The sequence below is a fragment of the Streptomyces sp. MS06 genome (assembly GCF_047200655.1).
Taxonomy (GTDB): domain Bacteria; phylum Actinomycetota; class Actinomycetes; order Streptomycetales; family Streptomycetaceae; genus Streptomyces.
In genome coordinates, this window is sequence record NZ_JBJZOJ010000010.1 from 21532 (window position 1) to 38163 (window position 16632).

At 73.9% G+C, this 16632-nt stretch carries 13 protein-coding genes; 9 read left to right on the top strand and 4 right to left on the bottom strand.

Going from position 1 to position 16632, the window contains the following annotated elements; genetic code table 11:
• Positions 1 to 157: 157 nt before the first annotated feature.
• Complete coding sequence (locus ACL02U_RS07060) at positions 158 to 2089, bottom strand: DUF2264 domain-containing protein (protein ID WP_412789788.1); 1932 nt, start codon at positions 2087 to 2089, stop codon at positions 158 to 160.
• Positions 2086 to 3123, bottom strand: a complete 1038-nt coding sequence (locus ACL02U_RS07065; RefSeq protein ID WP_412789789.1) for a hydroxyacid dehydrogenase — start codon at positions 3121 to 3123, stop codon at positions 2086 to 2088. Before ACL02U_RS07065 ends, ACL02U_RS07060 begins: the two co-directional genes overlap by 4 nt.
• Before the next feature lie 363 nt (positions 3124 to 3486).
• Here ACL02U_RS07065 and ACL02U_RS07070 point away from each other — a divergent pair, with 363 nt between their 5' ends.
• The gene (locus ACL02U_RS07070) at positions 3487 to 4317 is read left to right on the top strand and encodes a chitosanase (RefSeq protein ID WP_412789790.1); all 831 of its coding nucleotides are present in this window, start codon (positions 3487 to 3489) and stop codon (positions 4315 to 4317) included.
• A gap of 301 nt (positions 4318 to 4618) precedes the next feature.
• Positions 4619 to 5407 carry an SAM-dependent methyltransferase gene (locus ACL02U_RS07075; protein ID WP_412789791.1) on the top strand — a complete coding sequence of 263 codons (789 nt, stop codon included), beginning with the start codon at positions 4619 to 4621 and terminating at the stop codon, positions 5405 to 5407.
• Positions 5408 to 5529: 122 nt separating this feature from the next.
• On the opposite strand, the gene ACL02U_RS07080 is transcribed toward ACL02U_RS07075, so the two are convergent.
• Complete coding sequence (locus ACL02U_RS07080) at positions 5530 to 5976, bottom strand: MarR family winged helix-turn-helix transcriptional regulator (RefSeq protein ID WP_412789792.1); 447 nt, start codon at positions 5974 to 5976, stop codon at positions 5530 to 5532.
• Between the two features lie 144 nt (positions 5977 to 6120).
• Between ACL02U_RS07080 and ACL02U_RS07085 the strand changes: the two genes are divergently transcribed.
• The 6 genes from ACL02U_RS07085 (at position 6121) to ACL02U_RS07110 (ending at position 14758) form a co-directional block, all read left to right on the top strand.
• Entirely contained in the window at positions 6121 to 7563 is a 1443-nt protein-coding gene (locus ACL02U_RS07085; protein WP_412789887.1) for a DHA2 family efflux MFS transporter permease subunit, read from the top strand.
• Between the two features lie 55 nt (positions 7564 to 7618).
• Positions 7619 to 10993 (top strand): pyruvate carboxylase, encoded by a 3375-nt coding sequence (locus ACL02U_RS07090; RefSeq protein ID WP_412789888.1) that lies wholly within the window; start codon positions 7619 to 7621, stop codon positions 10991 to 10993.
• Positions 10994 to 11219: 226 nt separating this feature from the next.
• Positions 11220 to 11570, top strand: coding sequence for a hypothetical protein (locus ACL02U_RS07095; protein WP_412789793.1), 351 nt, complete (start codon positions 11220 to 11222; stop codon positions 11568 to 11570).
• Positions 11567 to 12175, top strand: coding sequence for a toxin (locus ACL02U_RS07100; protein ID WP_412789794.1), 609 nt, complete (start codon positions 11567 to 11569; stop codon positions 12173 to 12175). Before ACL02U_RS07095 ends, ACL02U_RS07100 begins: the two co-directional genes overlap by 4 nt.
• A complete protein-coding gene (locus tag ACL02U_RS07105) occupies positions 12172 to 13362 on the top strand; it encodes an MAB_1171c family putative transporter (protein ID WP_412789795.1) in 1191 nt (396 codons plus the stop codon). The genes ACL02U_RS07100 and ACL02U_RS07105 overlap by 4 nt, the downstream gene beginning before the upstream one ends.
• Positions 13355 to 14758, top strand: coding sequence for an NAD(P)/FAD-dependent oxidoreductase (locus ACL02U_RS07110; RefSeq protein WP_412789796.1), 1404 nt, complete (start codon positions 13355 to 13357; stop codon positions 14756 to 14758). Before ACL02U_RS07105 ends, ACL02U_RS07110 begins: the two co-directional genes overlap by 8 nt.
• Before the next feature lie 231 nt (positions 14759 to 14989).
• Here ACL02U_RS07110 and ACL02U_RS07115 read toward each other — a convergent pair whose 3' ends face one another.
• Positions 14990 to 15577 carry a helix-turn-helix domain-containing protein gene (locus ACL02U_RS07115; RefSeq protein WP_412789797.1) on the bottom strand — a complete coding sequence of 196 codons (588 nt, stop codon included), beginning with the start codon at positions 15575 to 15577 and terminating at the stop codon, positions 14990 to 14992.
• A gap of 85 nt (positions 15578 to 15662) precedes the next feature.
• Here ACL02U_RS07115 and ACL02U_RS07120 point away from each other — a divergent pair, with 85 nt between their 5' ends.
• Positions 15663 to 16577, top strand: a complete 915-nt coding sequence (locus ACL02U_RS07120) for an SDR family oxidoreductase (protein ID WP_412789889.1) — start codon at positions 15663 to 15665, stop codon at positions 16575 to 16577.
• The last annotated feature ends 55 nt before the right edge of the window (positions 16578 to 16632 follow it).

Here is a 16632-nt window from a genome sequence, read left to right on the forward strand (position 1 = left end):
GCCCGTACCGCCGCCTTCGCCGCCCGCCTTCGCCGCCCTCGCGGGCCGCGGCCTGCCGGCGCGTACCCGATCCGGTGCCTGCCGGTCCGGTGCCTGTCGGTGCGGTGCCGGCCGGTGCGGTGTCTGCCGGTCCGGAGCCGGCCACGGCCAGGTGCGCTCACAGGTCCTGGGCGGCGCAGGGCGGGGCCGGTGCGCACTCCGGCCGATGACCGACCGCCACCGGGTCGAACGAGACCCGGGTGCGTGCCCCGCTGCCGGCCCAGACCACCTCCAACGCGTCCGCGTCCGCTCGTACCTCGGCCACGGCCTCCCGCAGCGGGCCGTCCCCCGGCTCGGCGCTCAGCACGGCAAGGCATCCGTGCACGGAGGTGCCGCCCGCCCGCCCGGTGAGCCGGGGGACCTCCACCCACGGCGCGTACGCCGTGCCCTGCGGCGCGCGGACGGAACCGGCGGGCGCGTCCCAGCCGTGCAGCCCGTGCAGCGCGGACAGCACCGGCTCGCGCGGGCCCGTCGCCCAGCCGGTGTGCGTCAACCTCGCTCCCGCCGGCGCCCCGACCACCCGGTGCACGCGCAGCTCGTACCGTCCGACCGCGACCGTCACGCTCTCCACCCGCAGCCCGGGCACCATCGGGGGGCCGTCCGCGAAGACGGGCCGGTGCCAGGAGGCCGCCCAGCCCCAGCCCTCTCCCTGCCCGGCGCCCAGCGGCCGGATCCGGCGGCGCACGCCGGAACGGCCGTCGACCACGACCGCCAGCTGGTTGTCCGCCACGTTGCCCCGGGCGGTCGGCCCGGTGCGGGTGGAGTACGCCTGGCGGCCGTAGTGCGGATCGTCCTCGGCGGCCGCCTCCCCCTCGTGCGGGCGGACGCCGTCGCTGCCGTGGTTGTGCAGCCGTACGATCCCGTCGGCGCGGGTCGCCTGCAGCAGCAGACCCGGCGCCGGCAGGGCCAGCACCCGGTCGGCCTCCTCGACCGGCGCCGCCTGCTCGCGGTCCGCCCACAGCGGATGGCCGTCCGGCGCCAGCAGCGCCACGAACGCCTTCGACGCCCAGTAGGGCGACGCCGGGCCCGAGTAGGGCTGCAGTGTGGCGGCGTGCGGTCCGTGCCAGCCCGGCGAGAGCAGGCCGTCGCCGGTGACCGCGCCGCGCTCCAGGAAGTACCGCACGCAGCCACTGGCCAGCCTGCGGGAGGCTCCGGGGGACAGCGGGGTGTGGCCGGTCACGGCGCCCAGGGACACGGCCGCCGAGGCGGCGAACCGGTAGGTCAGCGACCTGCCGAAGTGCATCGGTGCCCCGTCCGCGCCGAACGCCGCCGCGAAGCCCGCCAGATGCGCGCGCAGCCGGCCCCCGTAGCGGGAGGCCCGGTCGGTGTCGCCGGCCAGGTGGGCGTCGAGTACCGGATAGAGGTGCAGGGCCCAGCCGTTGTAGTGGTCGAAGGCGCGCCCGTCGCCGTCGGCGTACCAGCCCTCGCCCCGGTACCAGGTCTCCAGCAGCGCCTCGGCGCGTTCCCGGGCAGCCGCCGTCTCCGCGTCGCCGCGTCCCACCGATTCCAGGAACCCGGCCACGGTGTGCGGGAAGAGGTACCAGTTGTTCGGCGCCGGGGTGTGCCGCAGCGCTCCGCGCAGCCACGCCTCCGTCCGGTCCTGCACCGCATCGTCGAGGTGCCGCCACAGCCAGGGTGCGGTCAGCCGCAGCCCGAGGGCGACCGACGCCGACTCCACCATCGGCTGACCGTGCGTGTCGTGGCCGAGCACCGGCGGCCACGACTCGGTGTCCTCCCGGCCGGGTGTCCGGGTGCCCGCCGCCAGTCCGCGCGCGTACCGCTCCAGCCAGCCGTGCGGATCCGCGCCGCCGGCGCCCGCGACCCGGAACGCGGCGGCGAGGAACGTGCGCGCAAAACCCTCCAGCCCGTCCGAGCGCACCCCCGACGCCGACGGCCGCCCCGGCAGGTCGAGCAGCGCGCCGCCGGGCGTGCACCAGTGCCATGCGGCGGTGAGGAGCCCGTCGGCCACGGCCTCCCAGTGCGGGCGGGTGAATCCGGTCGACGGGCTGAGGTCGCGGTCCTCGGGCGGGAGGACGAAGGGCATGCTCATGCGACGAAGGCCAGCCTCTCGCGTCGGACGGGATGGAGGAATCCGGCCCCGGACGCCCAGCGGGCGGTCTCGGCGACGGCGAGATCGGCCAGCCGGCGCCACTCGTTGCCCTCGCTGCCGGCCAGGTGCGGGGTCAGCAGCGCGTTCTCGCACCGCCACAGCGGATGGCCGGGCGGCAGCGCCTCGGGGTCGGTGACGTCCAGCACGGCACGGATCCGGCCGGCCAGCACCGCTTCGGTGAGCGCGTCCTGGTCGACGACCGGGCCGCGGGCGGTGTTGATCAGTACGGCGCCGGGGCGCAGGGAGTCGATCAGCCCCCGGCCGACCAGGCCGCGGGTCGCCGGCAGCAGGGGAGTGTGCACGCTGACGGTGTCGCAGCGGGCGAACAGCTCCGCCAGCCCCACCGGCTCCGCGCCCAGCCGCGAGGCTTCGGCGGTGTCGACGTACGGGTCGTGGAGCAGGATCTCGAAGTCGTGCGCGTGCAGCAGCTCGATCACCCGGCGGCCGACGAGCGACGCCGACAGGATGCCCACGGTGCGCCGGTGGTTGCCGACGGACCGGTCGGTGTGCAGTGCGTCGGGACGGGAGCGCGCGGACCGGTAGGCGCGGGCACGCTCCAGCACCTGCTTGCCGCTGAGCAGGATCATCGCGAGCGTGTACTCGGCGACCGGCAGGGCGTTGGCCGCGGCGGCCGACGACACCTCGATGCGGCGCTCCCAGCAGGCCTCGGTGACGTGGCCGCGTACGCTGCCCGCCGTGTGCACGACGGCACGCAGCCGCGGCGCGGCGGCCAGGACCTCCCGGTCCAGGGGCGGGCAGCCCCAGCCGGTGATCAGCACCTCGACCTCGGCGAGCACCGCACGTGCCCGAGCCGTACCGAGGTCGTCCAGGACCGGCGGGCCGGTGAGTTCGCAGATCTCGCCGAGCGCCGCCAGCGACTCGGCGTCGAGGACGGCCGCGGCGGCGTCGCGGGACATGGCCGCCGCCGCGCGGGGGCGTGCCCGGGGCTCCGGTGCCGATGGGGGAGAGGGCATGGGGCGCACTCCTGACTGCGCGTCCCGCGGCGTCCGCGGGACGGCACACGGCTGTTCGGGACACGGAGATCCTCGACGTCCGCACACCGAACGGTCAAGATCGGCCCCGTCGCCCCGTCGCCCCGTCGCCCCGTCGCCCCGTCGCCCCGTCGCCCCGTCGCCCCGTCGCCCCGTCGCCCCGTCGCCCGCGGACGGCACCCGGTTCGCCGGAACCGCCGGGAGGTGGGGCGCGCTTCGGTGCGCCCCCCTGTGCGCCGGGTGGGCGGCGGCGCGGTGCGTGGCGACTCGGGGCAGCAATTGGTACCAAACCTCCTACCGATGCGGGCGCGGACCAGCTCTCCGCCTCACCCCTGGAGTCATGTGATGCACGACAGCCGCGGGGCGGCGCCGCCCGCCCGCACTTCCCGCCGCGCCGTCCTGACCCTGGTGGCGGCTCTCGCCTGCACCCCTCTGCTCCGCGCGGTGTCCGCCCCGGCCGCGCCGGTCAACGGGCTCGACGAACCGGGCAAGAAGGAGATCGCGATGCGGCTGGTGTCGAGTGCGGAGAACTCCACACTCGACTGGCGGGCGCAGTACCCCTACATCGAGGACATCGGAGACGGCCGCGGCTACACGGCGGGCATCGTCGGCTTCTGCTCCGGCACCGGCGACATGCTCGACCTGGTGGAGCGCTACACCGTCCGCAGGCCCGGCAACGCCCTGGCCCGGTACCTGCCCGCACTGCACCGGGTGGTCGGCACCGGCTCGCACCAGGGCCTCGACCCGTCCTTTCCCGAGGACTGGCGCCGCACTGCCCGGGAACCGCTGTTCCGGCGCGCGCAGGACGAGGAGCGCGACCGCCTGTACTTCGATCCGGCCGTCCGGCAGGGCCGTGCGGACGGGCTGGGCGCGCTCGGCCAGTTCGCCTACTTCGACGCCCTCGTCATACACGGCGAAGGAGGGGAGCGGACCGGCTTCCGCGCGATCCGCCGCCGGGCGCTGCGCACGGCCGTGCCGCCCGCCTCCGGCGGGGACGAGGTCGCGTACCTGGACACGTTCCTGGACGCCCGGGTGTGGGCGATGAAGCAGGAGAAGGCGCACGGCGACACCAGCAGGGTGGACACCGCCCAGCGGGTCTTCCTGCGCCGGGGCAACCTCGACCTGGACCCGCCGCTGGAGTGGAAGGTGTACGGCGACGGCTACCGCATCGGCTGATCCGGCCGCCATGCCGCAGGGGACGCCCGGCAGGTCCGCGTGCCCCGGCCGGCCGGGGCACGCGGACCCCGGCCGACGGGCCCGCGAGCCGCTCCGGCGCCGACCCCCGTGCCGCTCCGCCGGCCGGCGTCGGCGCGGCTCCCTCCGGCCTCCCGGCGGGCTCCTCTCCGGGAGCCCGACAGACTCCGACATCGACAGCCAACTTCTTTCCGGAGGCGTTCACTTGGTGTGCGAGACTGCATCGTCCGGGAGCATTCCCGATCAATCGGCTGTTCTGAAGACCTGCGCGACGGAGCCCACCATGACGACCGGCAACCCCGGCCCCCGACAGATCGACACCAGCAAGGCGCACCCGGCGCGCATCTACGACTGGATGCTCGGCGGCAAGGACAACTACCCGGTCGACGAGGAAGTGGCCAGGAAGCTGCCTCCGGGCGGGCGCGAGGCGGCCACCCAGAACCGGGCGTTCATGCACCGGGCGGCCGCCTGGCTGGCCGGGCAGGGCGTCGACCAGTTCCTCGACATCGGCACGGGCATCCCCACCGAGCCGAATCTGCACCAGATCGTGCAGGGCGTCCTGCCGTCCGCGAAGGTCGTCTACACCGACAACGACCCGATCGTGCTCCGTCACGCCGAGGCGCTGCTGATCAGCACTCCCGAGGGCGTCACCGACTACGTCGAGGCCGACGTGCGCCGTCCGCGGGAGATCCTCCGCCATGCGCGCGAGGTGCTCGACTTCGAACGCCCCGTCGCCCTGTCGCTGATCGCGCTGATGCACTTCATCCCCGACAGCGAGCACCCCGAGGACATCGTCCGCGAACTGGTCGCCGCCCTGCCCGCGGGCAGCTACCTGGTGCTGTCGCACGCCGCTCTGGACCTGGTCCCGGAGGTGGCGGAGAAGGTCATGGGCGAGTACAACAAGGCCGGGATGAGCCTGCGCTTCCGCACCCGTGAGGAGGTCGCCCGCTTCTTCGCCGGCCTGGACCTCGTCGAGCCGGGGCTGGTGACGACCACCGAGTGGTTCAGGACGCCGCCGGCTCCGCCCGCCGAGGACAGCGGGATGTACGCCGGGGTGGCCCGGATCGGCTGACGGCCGGCTGAGCGCCGCCCCGCACCGGGAGTCAGTTCACCTCTCCTCCGGCGCCCGAGGGCGCCGCCCGGTCGCCGCCGCTCCGGGCGGCTTGCGGCACCCGGCGGTGCCGGAGGAGCCGTTCACTGCCGCCCGGGTCGCTCCGTCGCCTCCCGGATCCGGGCGAGCAGGCTCCTCAGCTGTTCGCGGTCCTCGCCGCCGAGTCCGGCGGTGGCCTGCTCCAGTGCCCGGCGGTCGACCTCCTCGGCCTCCGTGTGGCAGCGCTGTCCCGCCTCGGTCAGGCGCAGCAGGTAGGCCCGCCGGTCCCGCGGGTGGCGCACCCGTTCGACCAGACCGTCGCGCTCCAGTGCGTCGACGATGCTGGTGGTGGTGCGCGCCGCCACCCCCGTCAGCTCGCTCAGATCCCGCATCCGGAGCGGGTGCTCGGACCGGGCGAGCACCCGCAGCGCCCGCAGCCGGGCCACCGAGGCGCCCTGTGCCCGCAGCCGGGCCTCCACGAACTGGCGCAGCCGGTGCGTCGTCTCGTACAGCTCGTCGACCAGGACGTCGCTGCTGCCCTGCACTGCCATGGACGGGTCCCCGTTCCGTTCGTGAAAACCCCATACTAGGAGACCGCACATAGTGAGTATGCTCAGTATGTGCTGCTGCTCCGGCTACCCCGCCTCCCGTCCGTCCCCTCGTCCCGTCCCGGCCAACGCCTCGTCGTACCGGTCATGTGCGTGTCCGTCACCTTCATCGCGATCGTCGACGGAGCGATCACCACGGTCGCCCTGCCCGCCATCGCCCGTCAGTTCGACCTGACCACCGCCGCCCTCGACGGCGTGGTCGTCGTCTACCCGGTCTGCCTGGCCATGGCCATCCCCGCCTCGGCCTGGCTGGTCGAGCGCTTCGGCGCCAAACGCGTCCTGCTCCTCGCCCTCACCGGCTTCCTCGGCTTCTCCCTGCTGTGCGGTGCGGCCGCCGGCCTCGGCGAACTCCTCGCCTTCCGCGCCCTCCAGGGGCTGTCCGCCGGAGTGCTCTTCCCCGCCTCGGCCGCCCTGCTGTTCAGCACTTTCACCACCGCCGACCAGGTGCGGATCTCCCGCTACATGATCGTCCCGCAGCAGATGGCGCCGGCCGCGGCGCCCGTTCTCGGCGGACTGCTGGTGGACCACCTCTCCTGGCGCTGGGTGTTCTACGTCAACCTGCCGGTGGGACTGCCCGCCCTGCTGTTCGGCACCCTCTTCCTGACACCCCGGCAGAGCGCCCGGCCCGGCCGCTTCGATCTGCCCGGCCTGCTGCTGAGCGCGGCGGCCCTGGGCGCACTGATGGCCGGCGTCTGCGAGGGCCCCAACCGCGGCTGGTCCTCAGCCGGCGTCGTCACCGCCCTCCTCCTCGGGGCACTGCTGCTGGCCGCCGCCGTCACCTTCGAACTGCGCACCGCCGAACCCCTCCTCAGGCTGCGCCTCTTCGCCGACCGGCTGTTCCGCGACACCAACCTGATCAACCTGGTGGGCCTGGTGCCCATCCTCGGCGCCATGTACCTGGGCCCGCTCTTCCTCCAGCAGGCCCAGGGACGCACCGCGCTGGAATCCGGTACCAGCACCTTCCCCGAAGCCTTCGGCGTCCTGCTGACCGTCCAGCTCGCCGGCACCCTGTACGCCAGGATCGGCCCGCGCGTCATCGTCGGCTGCGGCCTGGCCGGAGTCAGCGCGGTCCTGCTGCTGCTCGCCACCTGCGACGCGCACACCGGGCTGTGGACCTTCCGGGGGTACATGTTCCTGCTCGGCCTCTCCATGGGCGGCGTCTTCATGCCGACGACGGTGGCCTCGCTGGCCACCCTCGACCGGCGCGACCTGGCCCAGGCCTCCACGCTCAACACCGTCGTACGCCAGACCGGCGGCGCCCTCGCCCCCGCGGCGGTCACCACCGTCCTGGTGCTGGGCACCCCGGCCGCCGCGGCGTCCGCCCCACCCGTCGCCGCCTACCGGCTGGCCTACCTCGTGCTCGCCGCGCTCGCGGCCGCGACCGCCGTCTTCGCCTTCACCCTTCCCGACGGCCCGGCCCGCGCCGCCGCGCGCGGCGCCGCCGCGCCGCCCCGCGCCGCCGCTCCCGCCGGCGCAGCGCCGGAAACCGGCCCGGCGAAGGGGCGGAGTGGCCCGGCTCACATGGCGTGACCGCGGCAGCGCCCCCACCATGGTGTGCGTCACCGGCAGGCTGAAGGGGTCGTACATGTTCCGCAAGGTGCTGGTCGCCAACCGCGGTGAGATCGCGATTCGCGCGTTCCGAGCCGGCTACGAGCTGGGCGCGCGAACCGTCGCCGTCTTCCCGCACGAGGACCGCAACTCCCTGCACCGGCTCAAGGCCGACGAGGCCTACGAGATCGGCAGGCCCGGCCACCCCGTGCGGGCCTACCTCTCCGTCGAGGAGATCATCCGTGCGGCACGCAAAGCCGGCGCCGACGCCGTCTACCCGGGCTACGGCTTCCTGTCGGAGAACCCGGAGCTGGCCCGAGCCTGCGAGGACGCGGGCATCACGTTCGTCGGACCCGACGCCGACATCCTGGAACTGACCGGCAACAAGGCACGGGCCGTGGCCGCCGCCCGGGAGGCCGGCGTCCCGGTGCTCGGGTCCTCGCCGCCCTCCACGGACGTCGACGAACTCGTCGACGCCGCCCACGGCATCGGTTTCCCCGTCTTCGTCAAGGCGGTCGCCGGCGGCGGAGGGCGCGGCATGCGCCGGGTCGAGGACCCGGCCCAGCTCCGCGAGTCCATCGAAGCGGCGTCCCGGGAGGCGGCCTCCGCCTTCGGCGATCCGACCGTCTTCCTGGAGAAGGCCGTCGTCGAACCCCGCCACATCGAGGTCCAGATCCTCGCCGACGGTCACGGCGACGTCATCCACCTGTTCGAGCGGGACTGCTCCGTGCAGCGCCGGCACCAGAAGGTCATCGAACTCGCCCCCGCCCCGAACCTCGACCCGGAGCTTCGCGAGCGGATCTGCGCCGACGCCGTCCGCTTCGCCCGCCGGATCGGCTACCGCAACGCCGGCACCGTGGAGTTCCTGCTCGACCGCGACGGCAACCACGTCTTCATCGAGATGAACCCGCGCATCCAGGTCGAGCACACGGTGACCGAGGAGGTCACCGACGTCGACCTGGTGCAGTCGCAACTGCGCATCGCCGCCGGCGAGACGCTCGCCGACCTCGGCCTGGCCCAGGACACCGTCCGCCTGCGCGGCGCCGCACTCCAGTGCCGCATCACCACCGAGGACCCCACCAACGGGTTCCGCCCGGACACCGGACGCATCAGCGCCTACCGCTCGCCCGGCGGCTCCGGCATCCGCCTCGACGGCGGCACCACCCACGCCGGCACCGAGATCAGCGCCCACTTCGACTCGATGCTGGTGAAACTCACCTGCCGGGGACGCGACTTCACCACCGCCGTCAACCGGGCGCGGCGCGCCGTCGCCGAGTTCCGCATCCGCGGCGTCGCCACCAACATCCCCTTCCTCCAGGCCGTCCTGGACGACCCCGACTTCCAGGCCGGCCGGGTCACCACGGCGTTCATCGAGCAGCGCCCGCGCCTGCTCACGGCCCGGCACTCCGCCGACCGCGGCACCAAGCTGCTCACCTACCTCGCCGACGTCACCGTGAACAAGCCGCACGGCGAGCGGCCCGACCTGATCGACCCGCTGACCAAGCTGCCCCCGCTGCCCGTCGGCGACCCGCCCCCCGGCTCACGCCAGCAGCTCGCCGAACTCGGCCCGGACGGCTTCGCCCGCCGACTGCGCGAGGCACCGACCCTGGGCGTCACCGACACCACCTTCCGCGACGCCCACCAGTCCCTGCTCGCCACCCGGGTGCGCACCAAGGACATGCTCGCCGTCGCCCCGGTCGTCGCCCGCACCCTGCCGCAGCTGCTGTCCCTGGAGTGCTGGGGCGGCGCCACCTACGACGTCGCGCTGCGCTTCCTCGCGGAGGACCCGTGGGAGCGGCTGGCCGCACTGCGCGAGGCGGTCCCCAACATCTGCCTGCAGATGCTGCTGCGCGGCCGCAACACGGTGGGCTACACCCCGTACCCGACCGAGGTCACCGACGCCTTCGTGCAGGAGGCGGCCGCCACCGGTATCGACATCTTCCGCATCTTCGACGCCCTCAACGACGTCGACCAGATGCGTCCGGCCATCGAGGCGGTCCGGGACACCGGGACCTCCGTCGCCGAGGTCGCGCTCTGCTACACGGCAGACCTGTCCGACCCGAACGAGCGCCTCTACACCCTCGACTACTACCTGCGCCTTGCCGAGCGGATCGTCGAGGCCGGCGCGCACGTCCTGGCGGTCAAGGACATGGCCGGGCTGCTGCGCGCCCCCGCGGCGGCCACCCTCGTCTCGGCGCTGCGCCGCGAGTTCGACCTCCCCGTCCACCTGCACACCCACGACACCGCCGGCGGGCAGCTCGCCACCTACCTGGCCGCCGTCCAGGCCGGAGCGGACGCCGTGGACGGCGCGGTCGCCTCCATGGCGGGCACCACCTCGCAGCCGTCCCTGTCGGCGATCGTCGCCGCGACCGACCACTCCGACCGCCCCACCGGCCTCGACCTCCAGGCCGTCGGCGACCTGGAACCGTACTGGGAAAGCGTCCGCAAGGTCTACGCCCCCTTCGAGGCCGGACTCGCCTCACCCACCGGCCGCGTCTACCACCACGAGATCCCCGGCGGGCAGCTGTCCAACCTGCGCACCCAGGCGATCGCGCTGGGCCTCGGCGACCGCTTCGAGGACATCGAGGCGATGTACGCCGCCGCGGACCGCATCCTCGGCCGTCTGGTCAAGGTCACACCCTCCTCCAAGGTGGTCGGAGACCTGGCCCTGCACCTGGTCGGCGCCGACGTGTCCCCGGACGACTTCGAGGCGGAACCCGGCCGCTACGACATCCCCGACTCCGTCGTCGGCTTCCTGCACGGCGAACTCGGCACCCCGCCCGGCGGCTGGCCCGAGCCGTTCCGCAGCCGGGCGCTCGACGGCCGCGCGGCCGCGAAGCCGGCCGCGGAGCTGACCGCCGACGACCGCGAGGGACTGGCGAAGGACCGCCGGCCGACCCTGAACCGCCTGCTGTTCCCCGCGCCCACCCGCGAGTTCGAGGGCCACCGCCAGTCGTACGGCGACACCAGCATCCTGGACAGCAAGGACTTCTTCTACGGACTGCGGCCCGCCAAGGAGTACGCCGTCGACCTCGAACCCGGTGTCCGCCTGCTGATCGAACTGCAGGCGATCGGCGAGGCCGACGAACGCGGCATGCGCACCGTGATGTCCACCCTCAACGGCCAGTTGCGGCCCATCCAGGTCCGCGACCGCGCCGCCGCCACCGACGTCCCCGCCACCGAGAAGGCCGACCGCGCCAACCCCGGCCATGTCGCCGCCCCGTTCGCCGGAGTGGTCACCCTCGCGGTCGCCGAGGGCGACCAGGTGGAGGCCGGTGCGACGGTGGCCACCATCGAGGCGATGAAGATGGAGGCCGCCATCACGGCGACCAGGGCCGGCACTGTCACCCGGCTCGCCATCAACCGCATCCAGCAGGTGGAGGGCGGCGACCTGCTCGCCGAACTGACCTGAACCACCCCCCGGGGGACGACCGGCCCGCCGGGCAGGCGCACCGCGCCCGCCCGGCGGGCCCGTTCGCCCGGAAAACGATCGTCTCCGCACCCGAAACGATCGCGTTGAGCGGGTCCGGGGCGGGGCGTAAAGTGCCGTGCACATCAAAGCCGTTGGGTTACCGAGCTTCTGGAGCGACACGGTGGAGTTATGCCCGCCGCTGCCTGGGACACTGCAGCGATTGCGCATGCTGATCCACGAACACCGTTTGGCAGAGGGCGAGTTGCTGGATCCGCGGGTGCTCGCCGCGCGGACGGCACTGCCGGAGCGTACGATCCGGGCGCTGCCGGCCGGTCGGCGGACGGGCGGGGCCGTCCTCACCGCGCGCGCGGACGAGGCGCTCGACCAGACGCTCCTGCCCGTCGTGCGCAGACCGGAGAACCCCGGCAGCGACCCCGTGCGGGCGCCGATGGACCGGTACGGGGTACGGGCCACCGGTCCGGGCGTGCACGCCTCGCTGACCCGCGAGCAACTGGAGCGGCTGATCGAGGGCGTCGTGCGTTCCGTGGTGCCTGCGGAAGGGAGCACCCGACGGTGAGCACCAGGGCCATGAAGTCCGTGCTCGCCGAACTCGGACGCGAGGCCGCCCGGTCCGTGCGCAGGCCGGCCGAACCACGCGTGCTCATGGAGGAGTTCTGCCGGGCCATGAGCGTGCGCGCCGGGCGCCCGGTGCAACTCGTCTTCCGGTCCTTCCCACCCGACATCCCGGTCTCCGGCATGCGCCTGGACTGCGGAGACCGCTCCCTGCTCGTGGTGGAGGAGCGCACCGTGCCCGAGGCGCAACTCGTCATCCTCGGCCACGAGCTCTGGCACGAGGAGCAGGGCGACTGCGGACACCACGTGGCGGGCCTGCCGGCCGCGGCACGGACCCGGAGCGCCGAGGAGGACCCCGACGCGATCCGCCGCGCCGGGGAGCACATCCTCGCCACCCGCGAAGTGAACCGCGACGCCGTCCTCGCGGTCGCGGCCCGCGCGGGATCGTCCGCCGACGCCGAGGTCGACGCCGAGACCTTCGGCCTGCTCTTCGCCCGTGAGGTGCGCACCTGGATGAAGGGCCGCTACGCGCGGGGACCGTTCAGCCCCGCCACCGTGGAGGGACGCATCAACCTGTCGCTGAGCAACCGCGGCGGGCGCCTCCTGTGACGGACCCCTCCTTCCACGTCTCCTACACCGTGCCGACGGTGCTGCTCGCACTGGCCCTCGCGCTGAAGTTCCCGACCTTCCTGCGAGCCTGGCGCGACCCCGACGTCCGCGCCACCACCCTGCTGCTGACCTGGGCCACCGCCGTCCTCGTGGTCGTCACCCCGGCCAACATCGAGCGGTTGAACACGCTGACGGGCATACCCAACATCGCGGCTCCGTCGGCGTATTCCTTCCTGACCGCTTTCTGCGCCACCGGACTCACCATGATCATGCGTTGGCGCGAGGAGCCGTCCGAGCTGCGCCGGCGCCGGATACGCCGCATCTACCAGATCTACGCCGGCGTCGTCGCCGCCCTCTGGCTGACGTTCCTGCGCGCCGACGTCCCCACACCGCGCGTCTACGACCTGGACACCTACTACGCCAGAACCCCCTGGATGAGCGAGCACATCCTGCTCTACATCGCCGCGCACATGGTGTCGTCCCTGGTGGCGGCGTCCATGCTGTGGAGGTGGTTCCCCGAGGTGGGGGACCGCTGGCTCAAGGCCGGCGTCGTCCTCCTCCAACTCGGCTTCGCCTCGGGCCTGGTGTTCGACACCGCGAAGGCGGCCGCGATCGGCGCCCGCTGGTCCGGAAACGACTGGGACGTGCTGAGTACCGAGGCGGCGCCCCCGTTCGCCCTGCTGGAGGCCGCGCTCGTCGCGACCGGTTTCATCGTCCCCCAAGCAGGACCGTTCCTGCAGAAGTGGCTGCGCGACCGGCGCGACTACCGCAGGCTGGGCCCGCTCTGGCGCGCGGTACGCGTCCTCGCGCCGGCCGCCGCGACGGCCCGGTTCGGTCTGTGGGCGCCGCTCGACCTGCGCCTGATGCAGCGACAGCAGCGCATCCACGACGCCCTGCGCATGCTCGGCCCGTACCTCGACGACGAGCTCCACCAGCGCGCCCTGCGGGCGGCACGCACCGCCCACGGCGACCACCTCGCACCGGGCCTGGCCGGAGCCGTCGCCGTGCGTGCCGCCATCGACGCCTACCGGACGGGCAGCCCGGTTCCGGAGCGTACCCGTGCCACGCAGCTCGGCACGGCGGTGAACGACCACATCCCGGCCATCTCCCACGCCCTGCACCATCCTCGGACCGTCGAGTGCGTCCACCGGCGGGCCACCCGTACAGAAAGCCTGAACCATGCCTGAGACAGCCACCGCCGGCCGCCCGACGGCCCTCGTCATAGGCGCCGGTGCCAGCGGCCTCCTCGCCGCCGCCGCGCTCACCGAGTTCGCCGACGTCACCGTGGTCGAACGGGACCGGCTGCCGGACGGCCCCGGGCCGCGCCGCGGCGTCCCCCAGGCCCGCCACGCCCACCTGGTGTGGAGCGGCGGAGTGCGGGCCTTCGACGCACTGCTGCCCGGAGTGGTCGACGAGATCGTCTCCCGCGGCGCGCGCCTGGTCCACATCATGGGCGACATGGTCTCCCGGGCGCCCAGCGAGGTCTGGTTCCGCCGCTTCACCGCCACCCGCCACCGCAACCTGGTGTGCTCCCGGGACCTGCTCGACCACGTGCTGCGCGACCGGGTCCTGGCGGACCAGCGCATCACGCTCCGAGAGGAGGTCACCGTCCTCGACCTCACGGGTGACGCCTCCCGCGTCACCGGGGTGCGGCTGCGCACCGCCGACGGCGAGGTCGCCGCCCTGAGTGCCGATCTGGTCGTCGACGCCTCCGGACGCGGTTCGCGGGCGCCCCGCTGGCTCGCCGAACTGGGCCTGCCCGTCGTCACCGAACGCGAGGTCAACGCCGGCGTCGCCTACGCCACCCGGATCTTCCGGGCCCCCGCCGCCACCCGCGGCATCGGCTTCCCCCTGGTCAACGTGCAGGCGAACCCCGCCAAGGCGCCCGGGCGCGGCGGTATCGTCCTCCCCGTCGAGGGCGACCGCTGGATCGTCACCCTGTCGGGTACCCGCGGCGGTGAGCCCAGCGGCGACCCCGAAGCGTTCACCGAGTTCGCCCTCGGACTGGACGACCCGGTCATCGGCGAACTCATCCAGGGCGCCGTCCCGCTCGGGGACGTCGCCACCACCCGGGCCACCGGCAACCGGCGCCGCTACTACGAGCGGGTCGCACGCTGGCCCGAAGGCTTCGCGGTCCTCGGCGACGCCGTCGCCGGATACAACCCCGTCTACGGCCACGGCCTCACCGTCTCCGCCCAGTGCGCCCTGGCCGCCCGGGACGCCCTGCGCCGTACCGGCCCGACGGCCACGGGCGCCGCACGCCGTGTCCAGCGCGCGGTCGCACGGCCGGTCGGCGCCGCCTGGGACCTGGCCGTCGGCCAGGACGCGTTCTACCCCGGCGCCTGCGACACCCCTCCCACGGTCGTGGAACGCCTGCTCTCCCGCTACGTCGACCGCGCGGTGGCGACGGGCGCCCGCAACCCCCGTGCCCTGGGAGCCCTGCTGGACGTGATGAGCCTGGAGAAGCCGGCCGCCCGGCTGTTCTCACCCGACATGCTCGTTCCCATGCTGTTCGGACCGAGGCGGGCGTACCTGCAGGGCCCGCCCCTCACCGAGACCGAACGCAAGGCGGCCACCTCCTGACCGTCCCTGCAGGGGACCGCCCGGTCACGCTGCTGCGGGGGAGCGGTCGACGGGCTCGCCGCCTGGTCGCCCTCCCCGGCCCGCTCGGCCCGGGCACCCTCGGACAGGACCCGGACGCCCTCGCCGGAGCGAGCGTCCCCCGGACAGAGCCGAAAGATCCCGTTCAGGACCCTGAGTCAGTCAGGCGTTGGGTCAGACCCCGCCGGAGAACGCTCACGTACATCCTCGCTGTCAGGCGCGGGCCGCACCCGCCCGGCCGTGCGCGGTCACGGCCCTCAACTCCTCCAGCCCGTCCCGCAGCACCTGCGCCATGTCGCACGCCTCGGCGGACGCCACCCAGATCTCGAATCCGACCCTGAACACGGCGACACCCGCCTCCGCCGCCAGGCTGGCGGCGGGTTCGGCGGTGCCGCGGCGGCGCAGTGCGTCCGCGAGTGCAGCCGACATCGAGGCGAGTTTGATCAGCTCCCGTTCCCGGAGTTCCGGGTTCGCCGCGACGACGGCCTGCCGGCGGCGGGCGTGCTCGTGGCGGTCCGCGAACGCCCCGGCCAGCGCATCGAGCCCCGCCGCCACGGCGTCGATCGGCGCCGCGGACGCCGGGGCCTCGGCGACCGCGGCCACCAGCAGCGCCTGCAGGGAGTGCGATCCGTCGAACAACACCTCGCGCTTGTCCGCGAAGTGCCGGAAATAGGTCCGTTCGGTCAGGCCCGCCCGTTTGGCGATCTCCGCCACCGTCGTCTGCTCGTACCCGCGCTCGCTGTAGAGCTCCAGTGCCGCCCGTGCCAGGCGCCCGCGCGCGTTCGGCTCCCATCTGCCCATGGCGCAGATCCTACGTGATGGCAGTGCCTGTCATCACCTGCTAGCGTTGATGACAGGAACTGACATCAATGTTTGGGGCTCTCCCATGCGCATCTTCGTGACCGGTGCTTCCGGCTGGCTCGGATCCGCCGTCGTACCCGACCTCATCGACTCGGGACACCGGGTGGTCGGACTCGCCCGATCCGAGACCTCCGCGGCCGCTCTCGCCGACGCCGGGGCCGAGGTCGTCCGGGGCACCGTCGACGACCTCGACGTCCTCGGGACCACCGCCGCTTCCTCGGACGGGGTGATCCACCTCGCGTTCAAGCACGACATCGCCTTCAGCGGTGACTTCCGCGGCGCCGCAGAGGCCGACCGCCGCGCCGTCGACACCTTCGGCGAGGCCCTGGCCGGTACCGACCGCCCCTTCGTCCTGGCCTCCGGGGTCATGGGACTCCTGCTCGGACGGACGGCGACCGAGCAGGACCTGCCCGCCATCGACGACTCGCCGATGTCCGTCCGTGCCGCCACCTCCGTGGCAGCCCTCGACCTGGCCGACCGCGGGGTGTGCTCCTCGGTGGTGCGGCTGTCGCCGACCTGCCACGGCGACGGCGACCACGGATTCATGGCGGCCCTGGTCGCCGTGGCGCGCGCCACGGGCGTCTCCGGCTACCTGGGTGACGGCGCCAACCGCTGGCCGGCCGTGCACCGCCTCGACGCGGCCCGCCTGTTCCGGCTGGCGGTCGAGCGGGCGCCCGCAGGCTCGGTGCTGCACGGTGTCGCGGAGGAGGGGGTGCCGATCCGCGAGATCGCCGAGGCGATCGGCCGCGGGCTGAACGTCCCGGTCACGGCGGTGGCCCCGGAGGCCGCAGCCGAGCACTTCACCTGGCTCAGCGGCTTGCTCGGCCTGGACAGCCCGGTGTCGTCCACCCTGACCCGCGAACTGCTGGGCTGGGAGCCGACGGGTCCGACCCTGGTGGAGGACCTCGACAAGGGGCACTACTTCCACCGCCCCGACTGACGGAGCGCGACGCCGTCGTGCGCCGGGTGCGCGCAGCGGCCGGTCGGTCCCGCGG